This is a genomic window from Streptomyces siamensis (assembly GCF_039543605.1).
GTDB lineage: Bacteria > Actinomycetota > Actinomycetes > Streptomycetales > Streptomycetaceae > Streptomyces > Streptomyces siamensis.
Genome location: NZ_BAABKB010000016.1, coordinates 290845 through 306610 on the forward strand (window position 1 = coordinate 290845; position 15766 = coordinate 306610).

Annotated in this window: 14 protein-coding genes; 5 read left to right on the forward strand and 9 right to left on the reverse strand. The window is 68.8% G+C overall.

The features are described 5' to 3' along the window. Positions 1-157: 157 nt before the first annotated feature. Positions 158-694 carry a hypothetical protein gene (locus ABEB03_RS21895; protein WP_345651804.1) on the reverse strand — a complete coding sequence of 179 codons (537 nt, stop codon included), beginning with the start codon at positions 692-694 and terminating at the stop codon, positions 158-160. 138 nt (positions 695-832) lie between these two features. Here ABEB03_RS21895 and ABEB03_RS21900 point away from each other — a divergent pair, with 138 nt between their 5' ends. Next, a complete protein-coding gene (locus tag ABEB03_RS21900) occupies positions 833-1432 on the forward strand; it encodes a hypothetical protein (RefSeq protein ID WP_345651806.1) in 600 nt (199 codons plus the stop codon). Between the two features lie 110 nt (positions 1433-1542). On the opposite strand, the gene ABEB03_RS21905 is transcribed toward ABEB03_RS21900, so the two are convergent. The 3 genes from ABEB03_RS21905 to ABEB03_RS21915 form a co-directional block, all read right to left on the reverse strand. After that, the gene (locus tag ABEB03_RS21905; RefSeq protein ID WP_345651808.1) at positions 1543-2373 is read right to left on the reverse strand and encodes a transferase; all 831 of its coding nucleotides are present in this window, start codon (positions 2371-2373) and stop codon (positions 1543-1545) included. Next, on the reverse strand, positions 2370-3635 hold the full coding sequence (locus ABEB03_RS21910) for a glycosyltransferase family 4 protein (RefSeq protein WP_345651811.1): 1266 nt from the start codon (positions 3633-3635) through the stop codon (positions 2370-2372). Before ABEB03_RS21910 ends, ABEB03_RS21905 begins: the two co-directional genes overlap by 4 nt. 216 nt (positions 3636-3851) lie before the next feature. Continuing rightward, entirely contained in the window at positions 3852-4958 is a 1107-nt protein-coding gene (locus tag ABEB03_RS21915) for a hypothetical protein (RefSeq protein WP_345651815.1), read from the reverse strand. Positions 4959-6460: 1502 nt separating this feature from the next. Between ABEB03_RS21915 and ABEB03_RS21920 the strand changes: the two genes are divergently transcribed. Together ABEB03_RS21920 and ABEB03_RS21930 are read left to right on the forward strand one after the other, a co-directional pair. After that, positions 6461-6874 carry a hypothetical protein gene (locus ABEB03_RS21920; RefSeq protein WP_345651817.1) on the forward strand — a complete coding sequence of 138 codons (414 nt, stop codon included), beginning with the start codon at positions 6461-6463 and terminating at the stop codon, positions 6872-6874. Between the two features lie 383 nt (positions 6875-7257). Then, positions 7258-8016 carry a DUF6928 family protein gene (locus ABEB03_RS21930; protein WP_345651819.1) on the forward strand — a complete coding sequence of 253 codons (759 nt, stop codon included), beginning with the start codon at positions 7258-7260 and terminating at the stop codon, positions 8014-8016. 156 nt (positions 8017-8172) lie between these two features. Here the strand turns inward: ABEB03_RS21930 and ABEB03_RS21935 are convergent, their stop codons facing one another. Next, complete coding sequence (locus tag ABEB03_RS21935; RefSeq protein ID WP_345651821.1) at positions 8173-9072, reverse strand: phosphotransferase family protein; 900 nt, start codon at positions 9070-9072, stop codon at positions 8173-8175. Between the two features lie 358 nt (positions 9073-9430). Between ABEB03_RS21935 and ABEB03_RS21940 the strand changes: the two genes are divergently transcribed. After that, positions 9431-10831 carry a vanadium-dependent haloperoxidase gene (locus tag ABEB03_RS21940; RefSeq protein ID WP_345651823.1) on the forward strand — a complete coding sequence of 467 codons (1401 nt, stop codon included), beginning with the start codon at positions 9431-9433 and terminating at the stop codon, positions 10829-10831. Between the two features lie 122 nt (positions 10832-10953). Here ABEB03_RS21940 and tatB read toward each other — a convergent pair whose 3' ends face one another. From tatB to ABEB03_RS21960, 4 genes are all read right to left on the reverse strand, one after another. Continuing rightward, on the reverse strand, positions 10954-11340 hold the full coding sequence (gene tatB / locus ABEB03_RS21945) for a Sec-independent protein translocase protein TatB (RefSeq protein WP_345651826.1): 387 nt from the start codon (positions 11338-11340) through the stop codon (positions 10954-10956). A 47-nt stretch (positions 11341-11387) separates the two neighbouring features. Continuing rightward, positions 11388-12224, reverse strand: a complete 837-nt coding sequence (tatC, locus tag ABEB03_RS21950) for a twin-arginine translocase subunit TatC (RefSeq protein WP_345651830.1) — start codon at positions 12222-12224, stop codon at positions 11388-11390. A 38-nt stretch (positions 12225-12262) separates the two neighbouring features. Beyond that, positions 12263-12526, reverse strand: a complete 264-nt coding sequence (tatA, locus tag ABEB03_RS21955; RefSeq protein ID WP_345651832.1) for a Sec-independent protein translocase subunit TatA — start codon at positions 12524-12526, stop codon at positions 12263-12265. Between the two features lie 167 nt (positions 12527-12693). Then, positions 12694-13791: an alpha/beta fold hydrolase gene (locus ABEB03_RS21960; protein ID WP_345651833.1), complete on the reverse strand. Its 1098-nt coding sequence runs from the start codon at positions 13789-13791 to the stop codon at positions 12694-12696. Positions 13792-14362: 571 nt separating this feature from the next. Here ABEB03_RS21960 and ABEB03_RS21965 point away from each other — a divergent pair. Further along, positions 14363-15766 carry an MFS transporter gene (locus ABEB03_RS21965; RefSeq protein ID WP_345651836.1) on the forward strand — a complete coding sequence of 468 codons (1404 nt, stop codon included), beginning with the start codon at positions 14363-14365 and terminating at the stop codon, positions 15764-15766.

Below are 15766 nucleotides of genomic sequence, written 5' to 3' on the forward strand. Positions count from 1 at the left end.
GCCGTTCCCGGACGACTTCCGTCCACCAGCGGGCAGCCGCTGGTCACGCAGGTCGCTGTCTGCAGGACGGCAGCTCCGTCCTGGCGTCGTACGCCTGCGTCCGGTGGGGCTGCTGTCCGGGCGGGCGCCGGGTGGCTCCGCGCACGGCGGGTCCGGTTCAATCGGTGATGTACCAGTCGTCCTTGAGGTACTCCAAGGTGTAACTGCCGAGGTCGTTCTCGGAGAAGGTCGCGGAGGACTTGACCGCGTCCACCGGCATCTCGATCTCGGCGGGTGTCCGCACGGAGACGCGCTGCGGGTCGACCGTCGCGGTCTTGAGGGCCGTCTTCTGCGCGGGCGAGATCATCTGGAACACGGCGGCGTACGTCGACGTGCACGGGCCGAGCCCCTGGCCCTGTGCCTTCTTGGCGGCGGGCCCGGCCACTTCGCAGACCGTGACGATGTCCTCACGGCCCAGCGCGTGGAGATACTTCTCGTACCGCTGGATCGCGCGCTGCTTCGTCCTGGGCGCGGGCTGGTCGCCGGTCGGTACGGCCGACGGCTTCTCGGTCGAAGCGGACACGGACGGCGTGGCCGACGGCTCTTCGGCCTCTGTGGACGCGGACGGCTGCGAGGGCTTCGCGTCCGTGTCGTCCTTCGATTTCTCAGGACCGCATGCGCAGGCCACGAGCACCACACAGGCCGACACTGTCACGCTCACCATCGTCCGCGCTCTCATCGGTTCCCCTCATCACCAGCTGACAACACGTCAAGAGGTCACGCAGCATCGGGAGGAACGGTTCCCGAACCGGCCCAGGAACACGTCGTCACGCGCGTAGGCGATGATCAGGGCATGTCGAATCGCCGCATGCTGTCCATCGTCGTGTTCGCGTCGGCCGTGCTCATGACGGCCTGTGGGGTGCGGACCGAACCTTCGGCGGACGACGACGGGTCGGGGTCGGCTGCCGCCGAGCCCTCGCCGTCGCTCGCACGTAGGCCCGAATGCGCCAAGGGAGTCGTCGACACTGCGCCCTCGGCATCACCGTCGCAGGCCGGGGCGACGAGTCCGGGCAGCAGCGCACTCCCGGAGAATCCGCACTACGACGAGAACCACGCGTACCGCATGTCCGGCGAGCTCGCCCCTGAGAACCGCGCGGCCGGGGAGGCCAGCGTTCGTCTGATCCGTCCTGCTCTTGAGGCGATGCGCAAGAACAAGCGGTTTGCCGAGAAGGACGTACGGGCCGTCATGGCCAAGTGGGGTTGCGGCGCCGACAACGGGCTCGCGATCAGTTCCGGGTGGCCTCAGTACGAGCGGGTGTGGTTCTCCTTCCACACCGGCAAGGCCTGCGTTTCTGCCGAGATCACGCCGAAGGGTGTGGCGACCGAGGTGTACGGGGCTTTCGCCGAACCCGACCCGGCCGGGCCCTGCGTGGAGAACCGCGGCGGGCACTGAGCAGGCCTCGGGTGCACCCGGCCCGAACCCGCTGCCTGTTCCCCGCACGTGCGGCGACGGGCCGTTGAGCACAGCCCCCGCTCAACGCGCCAGGGAGGAGCTCGATCGGCTCACGTACCACGTGCCGGGTCCGGTTGTGTCACCTCCAGGGACAAGTCGTTGTCCACCGTGTAGTAGGGGCGGACGAGCGCTGTGCCCACTGGGACGGCCGGGTAGACGAAGATTTCCTTGCGGTCCGCCACGTCATCGAGGAGGCGGCCGATCCGTGTGAGTGGGGCCCCGGCTGCCGGTCGGACGAAGACGTCCCAGACACCGCCGCCGTCACCTGCCTGGTCGGCGAGTTCTGCCCAGCCGGTCGTGAAGGAAAAGGTTCGCCGGTCGTTCTCGACCTGGGGATCGAGATCCCGGACGGTGCTGGTGCCACGAAGGCGCAGTCGTACAACTGGGCTGTCGCCGAAGGACGTTCCGTGCAGGCGGGCGGTGACGGTCACGGACCGGTTCGTCGTCTTGATGCGGTCGGCCTCGGCGTGGACCGTCCGCAGCCAGGCCCGTATGGCGAGGTGCCCGTCCTTGGTGACGTACGGAACCCTGACGGCGACCGGCGACGACCAGTCGCGGGCGTGTCCGTCCACGAGAGCCCGCAGGTCCCGGGGGCCGGGGCGCAGCTTGTGGCGTTCGCCGCCGGGCTCCTGGAGCAGAAACACGTCCCACCGTCCTTCGGTGAGAACCGGACGGGTGTGCAGGACGGCCGATCGACGGTCGTCGCCCGCGGGTTCCAGGTCGAGGAGGTGGCAAGTCGTCTCCGGCTGCCCCTTCTTAGGCCTCAGGCGCAGCAGCAGTTGGGGGCGTGCTGCCGGGGGCAGCCGTGCGAGGAACGTGATCCGGCCGTCCGCGGCTATTGTGCAGTCGGTCCACGGTTCAGAGCTGTTGATCGCGTTCATCGCTGCCCCCTCGGTATGACACGTACGGCTCTGCCGCCTGCCGCGTGGACGGCGTCGCGGACGGCGAAACCCCTGCCGACCAGGCTCCGGCGCACGCCGTTGCGGCCGGGCGCCACAGGCCGCCCGGCCTGTCGGGCAGCGTGCGCCTCGGTGAAGAGTCGCTCCGCTTGGTCCACCACGGGGCCGGGGGCGAAGCGACGCGCGTTGTCGATGGCTGAACGGCCCATGCGGCGCCGTCGCTCGTCGTCACGTACGAGTTCCAGCAGGGCAGCGCCCAGCTTGTCGCGGTCGCCGACCGGCACGAGCCGGCCGTCGACTCCGTTCTCGATGATCTCCCCGGGACCGTACGCGCAGTCCGTGCTCACCACGGGCAGCCCGCATCGCATGGCCTCGACGATGGTCATGCCGAACGGTTCGAAATTGGATGCCGCGGCGCCGATCGAGCCCTTCACCCATTCGGCTTCCATGCGCGCCGTCGCCCCCATCAGGTACACGTTGTCGCACAGGTCGAGGTCCGAGATGATCCGCCTCAGCCGGGCGTGCTCTTCCCCCTTGCCGTATATGCGCAGCTGCCAGTCGGGGCGCTCGGCGACCACCAGGGCGAACGCCTCGATGAGCAGGTCGTAGCGTTTCACCGGGACCAGCCTGCCTGCCGCGACCACCACCTTCGCGGTGCCGTCAGCGGCCGGGAGGTCAGGATCGGGGACACTGTTGGGCAGCGCCTCCACCCGGACTCCGGGCAACAGCATCTTGCGCCGGTAGGCCGCCGCGTCCGCCTGTGTGACCGTGGTGAGCGCGTCGAGCCGACGGTAGGCGCGACGGAGTGCGGTGCGCAGCCGCGGTGAGTGATTGTCGAGGGTGAGGTGCTCCTGGCCGATGCGGACGACCTGATCCGGCGCCTGGCGCGCCAAGTGCACGTTCAGCCCGGGCCGTGTGCCGACGACCACGTCGGCGTCGATGGTTGCCAGACACTCGCCGATGCGCCGGTCGGTCAGCTCGCTGTACTGCTGGTAGCGGTACTCGGCGGCAGGGAACACCCGCGCCGGCACGCGATGCAGGGGGTGCTCCTCCTCCTGCCTCAGGTCCACCAGCGGACGCAGGGACACGCGGGGGTCCAACACGAGATTCGGGCGCTCCCGGTGCCGGAACACCGAAATGATCTCCACGGTGTGCCGCTCGGCCAGCGCCTGGGCGAGGTTGAAGGTGGTGGTGATCGTGCCTCCGATTCCGTAGGCATTGTGAATCAGGAAAGAAATCTTCATGGCGTTGAAGACAACGCCGTTTCCCGCAAGGTTGTCCCGGGTTACGAGTTCGTGACCGAGGCGGCCATCCCCTCGCGGTCAGGTGGAGGTCCGTGTGACGGCATCGTCGTCACGTGAACGCACAGCGGATGCAGGCCACTTCAGAAGGCGTCGCTGCCCGGCGCTGTTCGATCGCGATGGTGGGTGAGATGGGGTGTGCCGTCTTCTGCCGGTGCGCTAGACGAGGCGGATGTGCATGTGGTGCGTGACGCTGTGGAGGGCTTCGCGGATCCACGGGCTGCGGACGGCGGGCAACCGGGCCAGGGTGTGTCTGAAGACTTGCATGTCGCCCTGGAACGCGTGGCGGGGACGCGGAGGGGGCGGGTCGTCCCGCAGCACGCCGTCGGCCATGGGACCTGACGTGGGAACGGGCAGGTGCGGCTCGGGGAAGACCAGCCGGAACCACACCCCGAACGGGAGCGGCACCGGATAGGCCGAGGTGGTCGGGTGGGCCGGGGCCCAGGTCTGCCCGGTCTGCGGATGGGACGGCACGAGGAGGATGTCTGCGTCCATGTCGGGCGCGGGCAGTCCCGGTCCGGCCAGGACGGCGCGCCGCGTCGGCGGGCCGGTCGGCAGCAGGCCGTCGAGAGTGGGTTGGAACACCTCCTGTGCCAGGCCGTTAGGGACGGTCACCGGCCGGCCCTCGGAGGCCACGACCAGGTGGGCGAGCGCGCTGCCTGCTGCCGCCACCCACTGGGGGCTCCAAGACCACGAAAGGTCCGACCCCGGTGGCGACCCCCACCTGGTGATCGGCTCGAACGGAGGCGTGCCCTTCGCCTGCGTCATCAGCTCCGCCCAGGTGAGCGGAACGGCGTCGCGGCCCGCGGCGGGCAGGCGGCACACGGCGTCCGGGGCGAGCCACATCGCCTGCCAGGACGAGCAGTCGTCGATCCGGCTGGCCACCGGAAGGCCGCACGCCTCGCACGCCATGTTGGGGCCGTCCGCCCCGGCGAGGCCGCAACAGGCACCGCCCCGCTTGTCCGGGATCAGGACGGTGCCACGGATGTCGCCGGGCGCGATGACGACCGCGCCGGGCGCGCCGTCGGACAGGACCTCTACCGGTGCGTAGATGCCACGGGCCGCCGCTTCGTCCGGATGGATCTCGTTCCACCTGCGCCACGGGGGTCCCCACGGCTCCGGCTCCACGGCGAACGTGCCCGACTCCATGAGCACCGGGAGCTGAAGCCCGTTCCCGAACCGCTGATGGGCATGGACCGGCAGCGCGACCCGGGACAACGAGGCGGTCAGCTCGGAGCCGCACCCCGCACACACGAAAACGAACAACTGCCCTCCGTCTGGAAACGGGGGCATCGTCGCAGCCCGGCAGCGGCTTGCCAACGTCTTTTCAGCCGCTCCGGGGCCGACGCACTGAATTGATGACGCCGTCCCATCTCTCAGGTCGCTCGCATACGGCGGGGCCGGACAGGTCCGATGATCTTCTCGCCTCACGCCGTCAGCCGGACGGGCCCCGGCGGTCGGCCGCTGTCCTGGCTCTCGGCGATCAGCGCCGGGTCCGCATGAGGATCGCGGCGAGGTGGAGTACCGCCTCGTAGGCGGTGGCGAGCTTGTCGGTTCGCAGGGCCGGCCACATGCAGTGGGCACGTCCCCTGGAGGCCTACTTCTTCAGCGGCTCTACAAACAGGTGTGACCTCAGAGGGACCCAGAGACGACCATCAACGAGATGCAGTGGCGGCCGTGGTCTTTCTCGCCGTTCGCCATCACGCGGTAATTCGGAACTTGGCGTGCGTGGTGATGCCTCAAGATTCTCGAGGCGAGATGCACCCTATTTTTCACACGCGACTCATCTGTCAAGTCACGTCATCCAGTGGCATGAAAAGGCGGCCTCGACGATGCGTAATTGACTCATGAGGTACTCCGGAAGAACGCGATCCGTACTGCCCGTGACCAAGTAGGCAAGCCGGAAGCGCGGCTTTGGCGCCGTGAACCCAAGGGTTGCCCGACCCCTTCATCAGTTTTCCCTTCGATCCAAAGGTGGCTCCCATGGTGAACGTCCGACACGACTATTCGAGCTGTGTGAATTGCGGCACGTTGATGGAAGAGGGATGGCTTGCGATGTGGAATCCACTCTTTCTTCTCAATTTTGTCAACTGGCAGCCGATCAAGCCTGGATATCGCAGATTCCGACGGCCGAAGGGTTCCGAGAAGGTCATTGTTCCCCGCGCCGGCGGCCGGGGGTGTCCCCGAGCCCGGATCTGCCGATCGTGCAGGACCGTCGTCTTCTCGTACGCCAAGGAGCAACTTGACTAGCCAGTGGGCGCCGCCTGAATTCCCCGCGGGGACGGTCACTCGGACGGGGTCGGATGCCTTCCGTCCTGGGGCCGGCCCGGTGGCCTAAGGGCCGGGCCTTCCGTATGCACTGCCAGGACCGCCCTGTCGGGTCCGTGAGGCGTCCTGTGCGGAGGTAGTCGCCGTGACCGCCCGTCGCCCTTCGCGAGGGGGGGAGCCCTTGCGCCACTCCCCATTAGGAGCATATGCTCCCAATGGCCGCGTGGGTTCATCGGGTCCCCTCTCCGCTCTTCCCGCGACACCAGGGGGGCACCGCCGGACACCCGCGCCCACCATTGCGGGGGGCAGATGCGTATGCAACCTTGCCCGGTCACAAAGAAGGGGAGCCAGGCCTACGCCTGCCAGTCACGTCGTCCTCGTCGCAGGCGCGGGCGGTGTAGGCCGTAACACCCTCGAGAAGCTGCGCACACGGGTGACGGCAGCCAACAGCGCCACCCCATACCCCCGACCCGCAGCCGGAACATCGAAGGAGACATGACATGACAAGCACGGAACACAGCGCGGCCGATCGCCAGGGCCTGACCTACTACCCGTGGTGGCTGGACAACCTGGCTGACGATGCCACCCTGGAGGGCGGCGCGATGAACGGCACGGCGCGGGGAGCAGAAGCGGTCCGGGCCATCGTGGTCAAGGCCCGCGAACTGTACGAGTTCCAGGACTTCAGCTACGCCGGCGACTTCGGCGACAACGGCTTCCTGGAGATCTACGACGCTTCGGTCCAGGGCGAGCCCCTGAAGGTCGTCGTCACGGTCACCCGCAACGCCGCGGGGCAGGCCCAGGACCTTGCGGTGCTGCACAGGCCGCGTAACTCGCTGCTGCTCTTCTCCCGGCTGATGCACAAGAGGTTCGCCGGCACCCCACTCGCCGACCACTTCCTCTCCGACGACTCCTGAGACAACGATCCCGGGGCGCAGGCCTGTGGCGGTTCGGGCGGATGCCGGGAATTCGCAGAGCGCATGAATTTCTGGACGCAGGTGTGGAGTCGGACGTCTCACCGCGAAGCAGCAGCGAGGCGTCTGCCCCCAGTTCCACCGCTTCGGCATCGACCTTCCTGAGGTGACCGGGAGTTGTCGTCCCAGGCCGGCACCGGTCGTGCCGACCGGCGGTGAGGGCCGGGGACCGCTCGACGACCAGGTACGCAACTCCGAGCCGCCGGCTGCGGCCATTGCTCCAGCTCTGGAACGGCGTGTAGCCCAGGGCTTCCAGGAGACCGTCCATTGTCAGTGCGGGCGGCTACGGTGCGCGTCATCAGGCGCACAACTCTGGGGGAGGGGCCATGGGAGCCAAGACGGGACTGCTCGTGTACGCCGACGGCGACGTGCCGAGCCTGCTGCGGCAGGTGGGGACGGCCGATCACGCGCGGACGTCCGCGATGATGCGGGGACTGTATCCGGGCTGGGAGATCGCACCGCGTGAGGGCAGGGAACTGTGGGAGGGTGTGTGCCCCCCGAAGGGCACGGCCTACGCGGCCAGTTGGCCGGACGTGGAGGTCATCGGCGACCAACGGGTGATGATCGACTTCCCGTCTCAACTCCCGGAGCACCTGGTTGCGGCGAGCGCCGGTCGGCGGCTGGTCCTGCACGCGATGCACAGCGTCGTCGACTGGCTCGCGTTCGCCGTCTGGGAGGACGGCCGCCTGGTGCGCTCGCTGAGTCTGTCCCCGGGCAGCGGGATCATGGAGAACATCGGAGAGCCGCTCTCCTTCGAGCAGTCCTACTGGGCCGGCGACCGGCCCGCCGAGGTCATCGCCTGGCCCGGCCGGGAGGACAAGCCGTACGCGCTTCCGTTCCATCCGCTGGAACTGGGCGAGGACGCGCTGCGTGGGCTGTGCGGGTTCGTCCTGGAGGGCCGCCCCGAGCCTGATGACGTCGAGGGAGACAGCATCGTCCTCCACGGCTTCCATGTACGGGACCCGCATGCGCCTGACACCGCACAACAGGAGGCAGCGCTGCGAAAGGCCAATGGGGCCACGAGCTCGCCACGCTTCTTCTCACTGGGACCGGGCGGCTCGCTGGTCGAACACGACGGCTTCTAGCTCACCTACGGCTGGGAACGCTCCGAGCGGCCTTGTCACGGCAATCGGGGGCGCCCTTGCACGCGGGGCTCACCCTGGCGCCCGGGGTGTCCACGAAGGGCAGTCCCCGGGGCGCCACGACAGCCATCCGCACGGTCGCGGATGTCAAAACCCAAGTCAGGTCGGAAACAGCCACTCCATCGCGGTCAGGCTATTGGCGACATACTTTTCTTGTTCCGTCTCGATGCCGTATGCCAGGTCCTCGAAGACGCTGCACCTGGCATAGAACACGGCGCGCTCGCTGAGCGCCGCGACGTTGTCGGCGTCGGTTCGATAGTTTCTGATTGCGGCGCGGGTGGCGGCGGGGCCGAGATCGCGGTGGAGGAGCCCGAAGTCGTAGGCCGGGTCGACGGCGGCGGCATCGCTCCAGTCGATGATGCCGGTCACCGTCCATGCGACCGGGTCGATGAGAACGTGCTCGATCCCCAGGTCGTTGTGGGAGAACACGGGGGTCCAACCGCCGTGCGGTGGCGGGGCGTTCAGGAATGCCTCAATGCCTTCGCGGTGTGCCTTCGGTACCTGCCCGGCCACCGTCGCATAGTACTCCGTGGCCTCACGTCGCCATTCGGTCAGCGGCTGATCGTCGGTCTGCGCCAGACCGGCCATCCGGTCGACCGGAACAGCATGCAGCGCGGTGAGCAGCTCGCCGAGTACGGCGGCGATCGACGTGCCGTGGGCCAGTCGCTGGTGCCGGGGCATGTCCAACAGCGGCGTGCCGGGGAGCTTGAAGTAGGCCAGACAACCCTGTTCCGCGAACGTGAACGTCGGTTCGGGGACGGGCAGGGACACCACGCCGGCGACGGCGGCGAGGACACGGGCCTCGTGGTCCAGCAGGGCCGCCCGCCGCGCCAGGTCGGGCTCCTTGCTGAAGCGCACGATCAGCTCGCCGTTGACCTCGTAGGCCAAGTTGTCCAGACCCTCGCCGAGCTGAACAACGGAGTCGACCTGGTAGTCGGGCATGTGCGCGACCACGACGCTGCGGACGTCCGCGACGCGGTCGCCGCTGCGACTGGTCATTCGCCGACCCTACCAATCGAAACACGAGGCCGACGGTGGTGAGCGCGTGGCGCTGTCGCCGGCCGGGCGGCTCGATGACCCACGGCCAAGCCCTGTACGGGTCGGCGCCACGCCCCTCCGCTGCTCAGCCGGTGTGCCCGTCCGCGGAGAGCGGCCACCGCCGGCGTCGGGGGTGCGTGACCAGGGTGGTGGCCATGAGGAGGCACACGAGGGCTGCCCCACAAATGGGCCAGACCGACCAAGGGCGACCGCGTCCGCGGCGAGCTGGAGCCCAGGCCTGCCCGGTTCGCGGCGAGTTGTCTTGCCCACCCAGTGGACCGTTGCTAAGCCTTGGGCACTCGACTCTAGGGAGCACGCAGTGCATCAAGAGCCCCCACTTCCCGTTCCTCCGCGTTCACGTGTCCGGGCATTCGTCTGCACCGTCGCGGCCACCGCCCTCGTGACGCTCACCGCCGCGACAAGTCCCGCCGACGCGGACACCCGGACCGCGGCGGACCCGGCAGCCGTGGTCCGCGAGTGGAACGCCATCGCCACCGACACGATCAAAACCAGCCTGGGCCCCCGTCCCTCCGGACAGGTGGCGATCTGGGAGGGGTTCGTCTCCGTCGCCGTGTACAACGCCGTGGTGGGGATCGAAGGCGGCTACACCCTGTACAAATGGCACGAGCGCGGTCCGGCCAAGGCATCCTCCGCGGCAGCCGCCGCCACTGCGGCCCACGACGTGCTGCTCACCTACTTCCCTGCGTTCAAGGACCAGCTCGACACCGCCTACGCGGACTCGCTCGCCGCTCTTCCGGCCGGTCACGCGAGAGACCAGGGCGTGGACTACGGAAAGCGCGCCGCCGCCCGCATCATCAAACTCCGGGAAGGGGACGGCCGGTTCGCGGACGTTCCGTTCACCGCTTCCCCGGCACCGGGGGTCTGGCGGCCCACTCCGCCCGCGTTCCAGCCCTTCATCGACACCTGGCTCGCCAGGCTCCGCCCGCTCGTGCTCGCCTCCCCGCAGCAGTTCCGCCCCGGCGCACCACCCGCGCTTTCCTCGACCGCTTACGCCGAGGATGTCCAAGAGCTGCAGACCATGGGCGCGAAGACCGGCTCGGGCAGGAGCGCCCAGCAGACCGAGACCGCCCTGTTCTTCAGCGGCAACCTGATCGCACAGGTCCAGACTGCCGTACGGGACCACGCCGCCCGGCACCGGCTCGGCATCGCCGAGACGGCCCGGCTGTTCGCCGCGGTGAACGCGTCGGCGACCGATGCCGTCGTCACCGCTTGGGACGCCAAGCTTCAGTACGGCACTTGGCGGCCGATCACCGCCATCCGCCTCGCCGACACCGACGGCAACCCCGCGACGACGCCGGACCCGGCCTGGGAGCCTCTGCTCCTCACCCCACCGCACCCGGACTACGTCGCCGGCCACACGACCGTCGCCGCTGCCGTGGCACGCGCCCTGACCGGTGTCCTCGGCACCTCGCACATCGACCTCTACGTCCCCTCCGAGGTCACCGGGACCACGCGGTTCTACGACTCCGCCGACGACCTCAACCGGGATGTCGTCGACGCCCGTGTGTGGGGCGGCGTCCACTCCCGTACGGCAGACGTGGTCGGCTGCCGGGCCGGTACCCAGGTGGCCGCCTGGGCGCTGGACCGCTACTTCCAGCCGGCCGCCAAGCACGGCACCCAGTCTTCCCCGTCGAAACGAACGGCTCGGCAGGACAGGCTCGCCGAGCCGAAGTGCGGAGACGACACCAAGTCGAATTGATCCGGCAGTAAAGGACCGGGCTCGGAGGCAGGGCGCCCCTGGAGGTGACGTGACCTCATACCCCCTGCGGGATTCCCTTGAGTTCTTCCAGGGAGATCGGGCCGAGATGTGTTCAGCCTCGGTCACGATCGTCCTGGCGAGGATGTGGTTCTGGTTCCTCGCGTGGCGCTGCTCTTTGCGGGCACGGGCCCTGAGTCGCCGCTTGGCGGGGCGAGGAGGCCGTTGAGGTCGACGGTCTTGGCAAGGTCGCCAAGACCGGGGGTTTTCAGTGTGTCGGAGACGGCCTTTCGCGCGAGGGCGCGGGGGTTCAGGTCTTGGAGGTCGAAGTCGGCGAACTCCGGGCCGAGTTCGTTGCGTATCTCCGTCTGGGCGCTCTGGGACAAGGAGCGGATCTTGCGGATGACGGCAGAGACTTCCTGGATGGCTCTGGGGAGCTTCTCGGGGCCGAGGACGACGACGGCGATCACGGCGATGGCGAGTACTTCGAGTGGGCCCATGTCGAAGAACATGCGGGGCCTCCTGAGGGATGGGGGTTCGCCGAGGGGCGGGGCGGTCATTAGCTGTACTCGTGGGGCTGGGGGAGCGGTGAGGGTTCGTCGGGTCCGAGGGCGTCGGGTGTTCTGCGGGCGGAGCGGCGGTCGTTGAGCCGGGCGACGGCGCACGCGAGGAGGTAGAGGGCGATGACGGGGACGGCGAGGGCGAGCATGGTGAGGGGGTCGCTACTGGGGGTGGCGATGGCGGCGAAGACGGTGACGCCGATGACCATGTGCCGCCACCAGCCGGCCATCCGGCGGGCGCTGACGACGCCGGCGAGGTTGAGCATGATGAGGACCAGGGGGAGTTCGAAGGCGAGCCCGAAGACGACGACGGCACGGGTGGCAAGGTCGAGGAAGTCGTCGACGGGCAGGATGTTGGTGGCCTGGTCGGGGGTGAAGGAGATGAGCACCCGCGCGGTTGTGGGGAGGGTGACGTAGGCGATTGTGGCGCCGACGAGGAAGAGCGGGATGCCGGCGCCGAGGAAGGCGAGGGTGTACTTCTTCTCGTTGCGGTGCAGGCCGGGGGCGAGGAAGGCCCACAGCTGGTAGAGCCACACGGGGCTGGCGCCGATGAGTCCCGCGGTGAGGGACACCTTCAGAGCGAGGGTGAAGGGGGAGAGCAGACCGTTGGTCGCGACGATTCCGCATCGCTGCGGTCCCGCGGCCCTACCGGTCGCGAGGTCGCAGCCGGGCAGGGGATCGATGACGAAGTCGATGAGCTGCTTGTAGAACAGCCCGGCGATGACGGTCGTCACGAGAAGGGCGCCGATCGCCTTGCAGAGGCGGATGCGCAGTTCATGCAAGTGTGCCGTGATGGTCATATGCCCTTGAGGGGCCTTGGCCGCGGTGGTGATCACGGATGGACCTCGGTTCGTCTCTCGCCCCCTGCCGGCGGTCAGTGTGAGCTGGAAACGATCTTGTGCGTGGCTGCTGTCGAGGCTGCGAGCGGCTTGCTCTCGACGATCTCGGGAGTGGACGCGGCGGTGGTCGTGGCGTCTTCTTCCGCATCACGGTCGCGCATGGCATCGGTCTCGCTCTTGAGGATCCGCAGCGACTGGCCGAGGGAGCGGGCCATGCCGGGTAGGCGCTTGGCGCCGAAGAGCATGATCAGGACGACGAGGATGAGCAGGATTTCGGGTGCGCCGAGTTTGCCGAACATGACGTGTGCCTTTCAGGGTGACGAGGGCGAGGGCGAGGGCGAGGGCGTGGGCGTGCGCGAGGGCGAAGGCGTGCGCTAGGTAGGGCGGCCGGACCGCGGCGTGTGGGTGCCGGGGCCCGGCCGCCCGGTGGCGGGGCTGCGGAGCGGTGCGGCCCCGCCAAGTGGGATCAGCGACCCCTGCGGTACGGGGCGAGGAAGGTGCCGAGTGCGTCGAGCATGGCTTCGGGGGCCTGCTCGGCGATCCAGTGGCCGGCGCCGGGAATGACCACGGTCTCGAGCGAGGTGGTGAGGGGCTTGAAGCCCTCACCGACGCCTGGCCCCCAGCTCTCGGCGCCGCCGACGGCCAGGACGGGCATCGGAAGCTTCGTCGCGGAGCGCGTCTTGTTCTGCGCGACGATGGTGTCCCAGGCGCGGTAGAGCCCGAACCCGGCGCGCAGCGCCTCGGGGTTGGAGAAGAGGCGGACGTAGTACTCGCGGGCGTAATCCGGCTGCTTCCTGCCGCCCTGGATGTCGAACTCGTAGCCGAAGAAGAGGTCCTCGCGCCCGCTGACCAGCTTCTCCGTGATCTCGTGGTTGACCCGGTTGAACGGGATGTGCCAGAGCTTGTTGTTGTACTTCTCCTCGATGAACAACTCCGGGGACGGGCCGGCGCCGGGCGGGCCGGGGACCTCGGCGACGGCGAGGCGGGCGACCCGTTCGGGGTGGTCGGCGGCCAGGGCGTAGCTGATGATGAGGCCGGTGTCGTGGCCGACGACGGCGAACCGCTCGTGGCCCAGCGCCCGCATCAGGGCGACGAGGTCGTCGGCCAGGGTCTTGGTGTCGTACCCGTCGGCCGGCTTCTCGGTCAGGCCGATGCCTCGCTGGTCGGGCACGATGACCGTGTACTTCTTGGCGAGTTCCGGCATGAGCAGACGCCAGGCGTACCAGTTCTGCGGCCAGCCGTGGACCAGCAGCAGCGGCGGACCGTCACCGCCGACCACGACGTGCTGACGGATCCCGTTCGCCCGGACGAAGCGGCTCTTGAACGTCTTCGTGAACCCGGCGGGCAGCCGCGGAGCCGTCGAGACGGACCCGAAGCCCTGCTCCGTCGTCCGCCGGACAGGATGGGCCGCTGCGGGGATCGCGGACGCCCCGACCAGCGACACGCCGGCGGCCGCGGCGGCCGCGCCACCGACGAACGCACGCCGAGAGAAACCGCGGCCGGCCTCCGCCGATTCGGTGCCGGCGGCGTTCTGATCGGCGGACTCCGTGGGAGAGGTGTTCACTTAATTTCCTTTCGCAAAACATCAGGTTTGACATGGGTGCGCACATCACGTGTCACCTGTCGAAGCGGTGACGCGGGAGGGGTGTCGCCCCTTCCGGCCCGTGTACGCGTCGACCGGGAGGTCCCTCCGTGGCCGACTCCCGCGGGTGCGGGTTCGCGTGCGCCAAGGTGAAGGTCGCCCGGCCCTCGGGGCTCTCGGCTTCTTCTCCCGAGGTGCGCAGGGGTCGGCGACTGGATGTCGCCGAACTGGGCGCCCGCGGTCGCGCGGCCCCTGGCGGGTACGCCCGGGGATCCCACCCCTGGTGCGGCGGTGTGGCCGCCCCTGCCTGTGCGCAGACATAAGGAGCATATGCTCCTACTTCTAAGTGTGCCGTAAGTCCGTTCTTCGGTGTTGCGTGACAGGGTGCGCGAGGTGATCTTCGTTACCATCCCGCAAACATGAGTATATGCTTGTAAATATGTGGAGGGGGAGTGATGCGTCCCCCTCGCCCGCCCATGCCCCCGCGCACGACCGCACAGGTATGCGCTCTCGCCCTGCTATGCGGCGGGCCGGCTGCGTACGGTGGCCCGGTGTGCGCGTGATCGGCCATTGCGGCCGCACCGGTTACAGGCCGCAGAGCCGGCATTGCGGTGCCGATGGGCGCAGTCGGGGCTGTCCGGCCAAGGCGACACTCTTGATATTGCAAGCAACGCACAACAAGCTTGCCAGGCACTCGATTCCCACCTGTGACGTGGAGTTTTGCATGCCCCGCCTGATTCCGGACACCGGACCGCAGCGCGTTCTTGCGACCGTCAACTTCGTCTACACCATTGGCTACGGCCTCTATCTGACGGCCGGGGTGCTGTACTTCACCCAGGCGGTGCACCTTTCGGCAGACAAGGTGGGACTCGGGCTCGGCATAGCCGGGATCGTCGCGCTGACTCTGGGGGTCACCGTCGGCCATCTGGCAGATCGGTACGGGGCGCGCGGCGTCTATACGGCGACCCTTGCCGTCCAGGCGCTGGCCACGGCAGGCTTCGTACTGGCGGACAGCTTTGGGCCGTTCGTGCTCGCGGTCTGCGCGGCTGCCGGGGCGAGGACGGCCGGAGTCGCCGCCCGTTCGCCGCTCATCCGGCACTACGGAGGGGACCGGCCGCAGGAGTTCCGGGCGTTTCTGCGTGCGGTGACCAACCTCGGCATCTCGCTCGGTGCCGTGCTGGCGGGCTGGGTGGTTCAGGTCGGCACGCTCACCGCCTATCAACTCATGGTCATCGGCAACGCGGTCGCCTTCGTGGTCGCCGCGGTGATCCTGCTCCTCCTCCCGCCGGTCGCACCGGTCCCCGCCGTCGCCGGCCCCCGCTGGACCGCCCTGCGCGATCGCCCTTACCTGCTGCTCACCGCCCTCGACGGCATGATGGCCGTCCAGTTCAAGGTGCTCACCGTGGGCATCCCGCTCTGGCTCGTCGGTGCCACCACCGCTCCGCACTGGCTCATCTCAGGCACGATCCTCACCAGCACCTTCATCGTCATCGCCTTCCAGGTGCGAGCGAGCCGCAGCATCGATTCCCCGGCGGCCGGCGGAAACGCCTACCGCCGGGCAGGCATGGCCTTTCTCCTCTCCTGCGCGCTGATCTCATCGGCCGCGGGCATACCGGGGTGGGCTGCGGCGGCGCTGCTCCTCACTGCCGCAGTGATCCACACGATCGGCGAACTGTGGTACTCCGCCGCGGGGTTCGAGGTGTCCTTCGCCCTTGCCCCGCGGCATGCCACCGGTCAGTACCTGGGCGTGTTCGGCCTGGGAGCAGGGCTGGCCGACGCCCTCGGACCGGCACTGCTCATCTCGCTCTGCATCACCTGGGGCCGCCCCGGGTGGTATGTCGTGGGAGCTCTGTTCGCGCTGACGGGCCTGGCGGCGCCCTTCGCCGTCCGGTGGGCGCAGAGCCGGCAGGACGCCGGGCAGACGCAGCCCGAGGCTGCGGAGAACGCGAAGGCCTGA

Coding starts and splice junctions, on each gene's coding strand:
- tatA (WP_345651832.1), bottom strand. CDS start 12,526: ATGTTCGGCAAACTCGGCGCACCCGAAATCCTGCTCATCCTCGTCGTC.
- ABEB03_RS21900 (WP_345651806.1), top strand. CDS start 833: ATGTCGAATCGCCGCATGCTGTCCATCGTCGTGTTCGCGTCGGCCGTG.
- tatB (WP_345651826.1), bottom strand. CDS start 11,340: ATGTTCTTCGACATGGGCCCACTCGAAGTACTCGCCATCGCCGTGATC.
- ABEB03_RS21910 (WP_345651811.1), bottom strand. CDS start 3,635: ATGAAGATTTCTTTCCTGATTCACAATGCCTACGGAATCGGAGGCACG.
- ABEB03_RS21920 (WP_345651817.1), top strand. CDS start 6,461: ATGACAAGCACGGAACACAGCGCGGCCGATCGCCAGGGCCTGACCTAC.
- ABEB03_RS21905 (WP_345651808.1), bottom strand. CDS start 2,373: ATGAACGCGATCAACAGCTCTGAACCGTGGACCGACTGCACAATAGCC.
- ABEB03_RS21935 (WP_345651821.1), bottom strand. CDS start 9,072: ATGACCAGTCGCAGCGGCGACCGCGTCGCGGACGTCCGCAGCGTCGTG.
- ABEB03_RS21930 (WP_345651819.1), top strand. CDS start 7,258: ATGGGAGCCAAGACGGGACTGCTCGTGTACGCCGACGGCGACGTGCCG.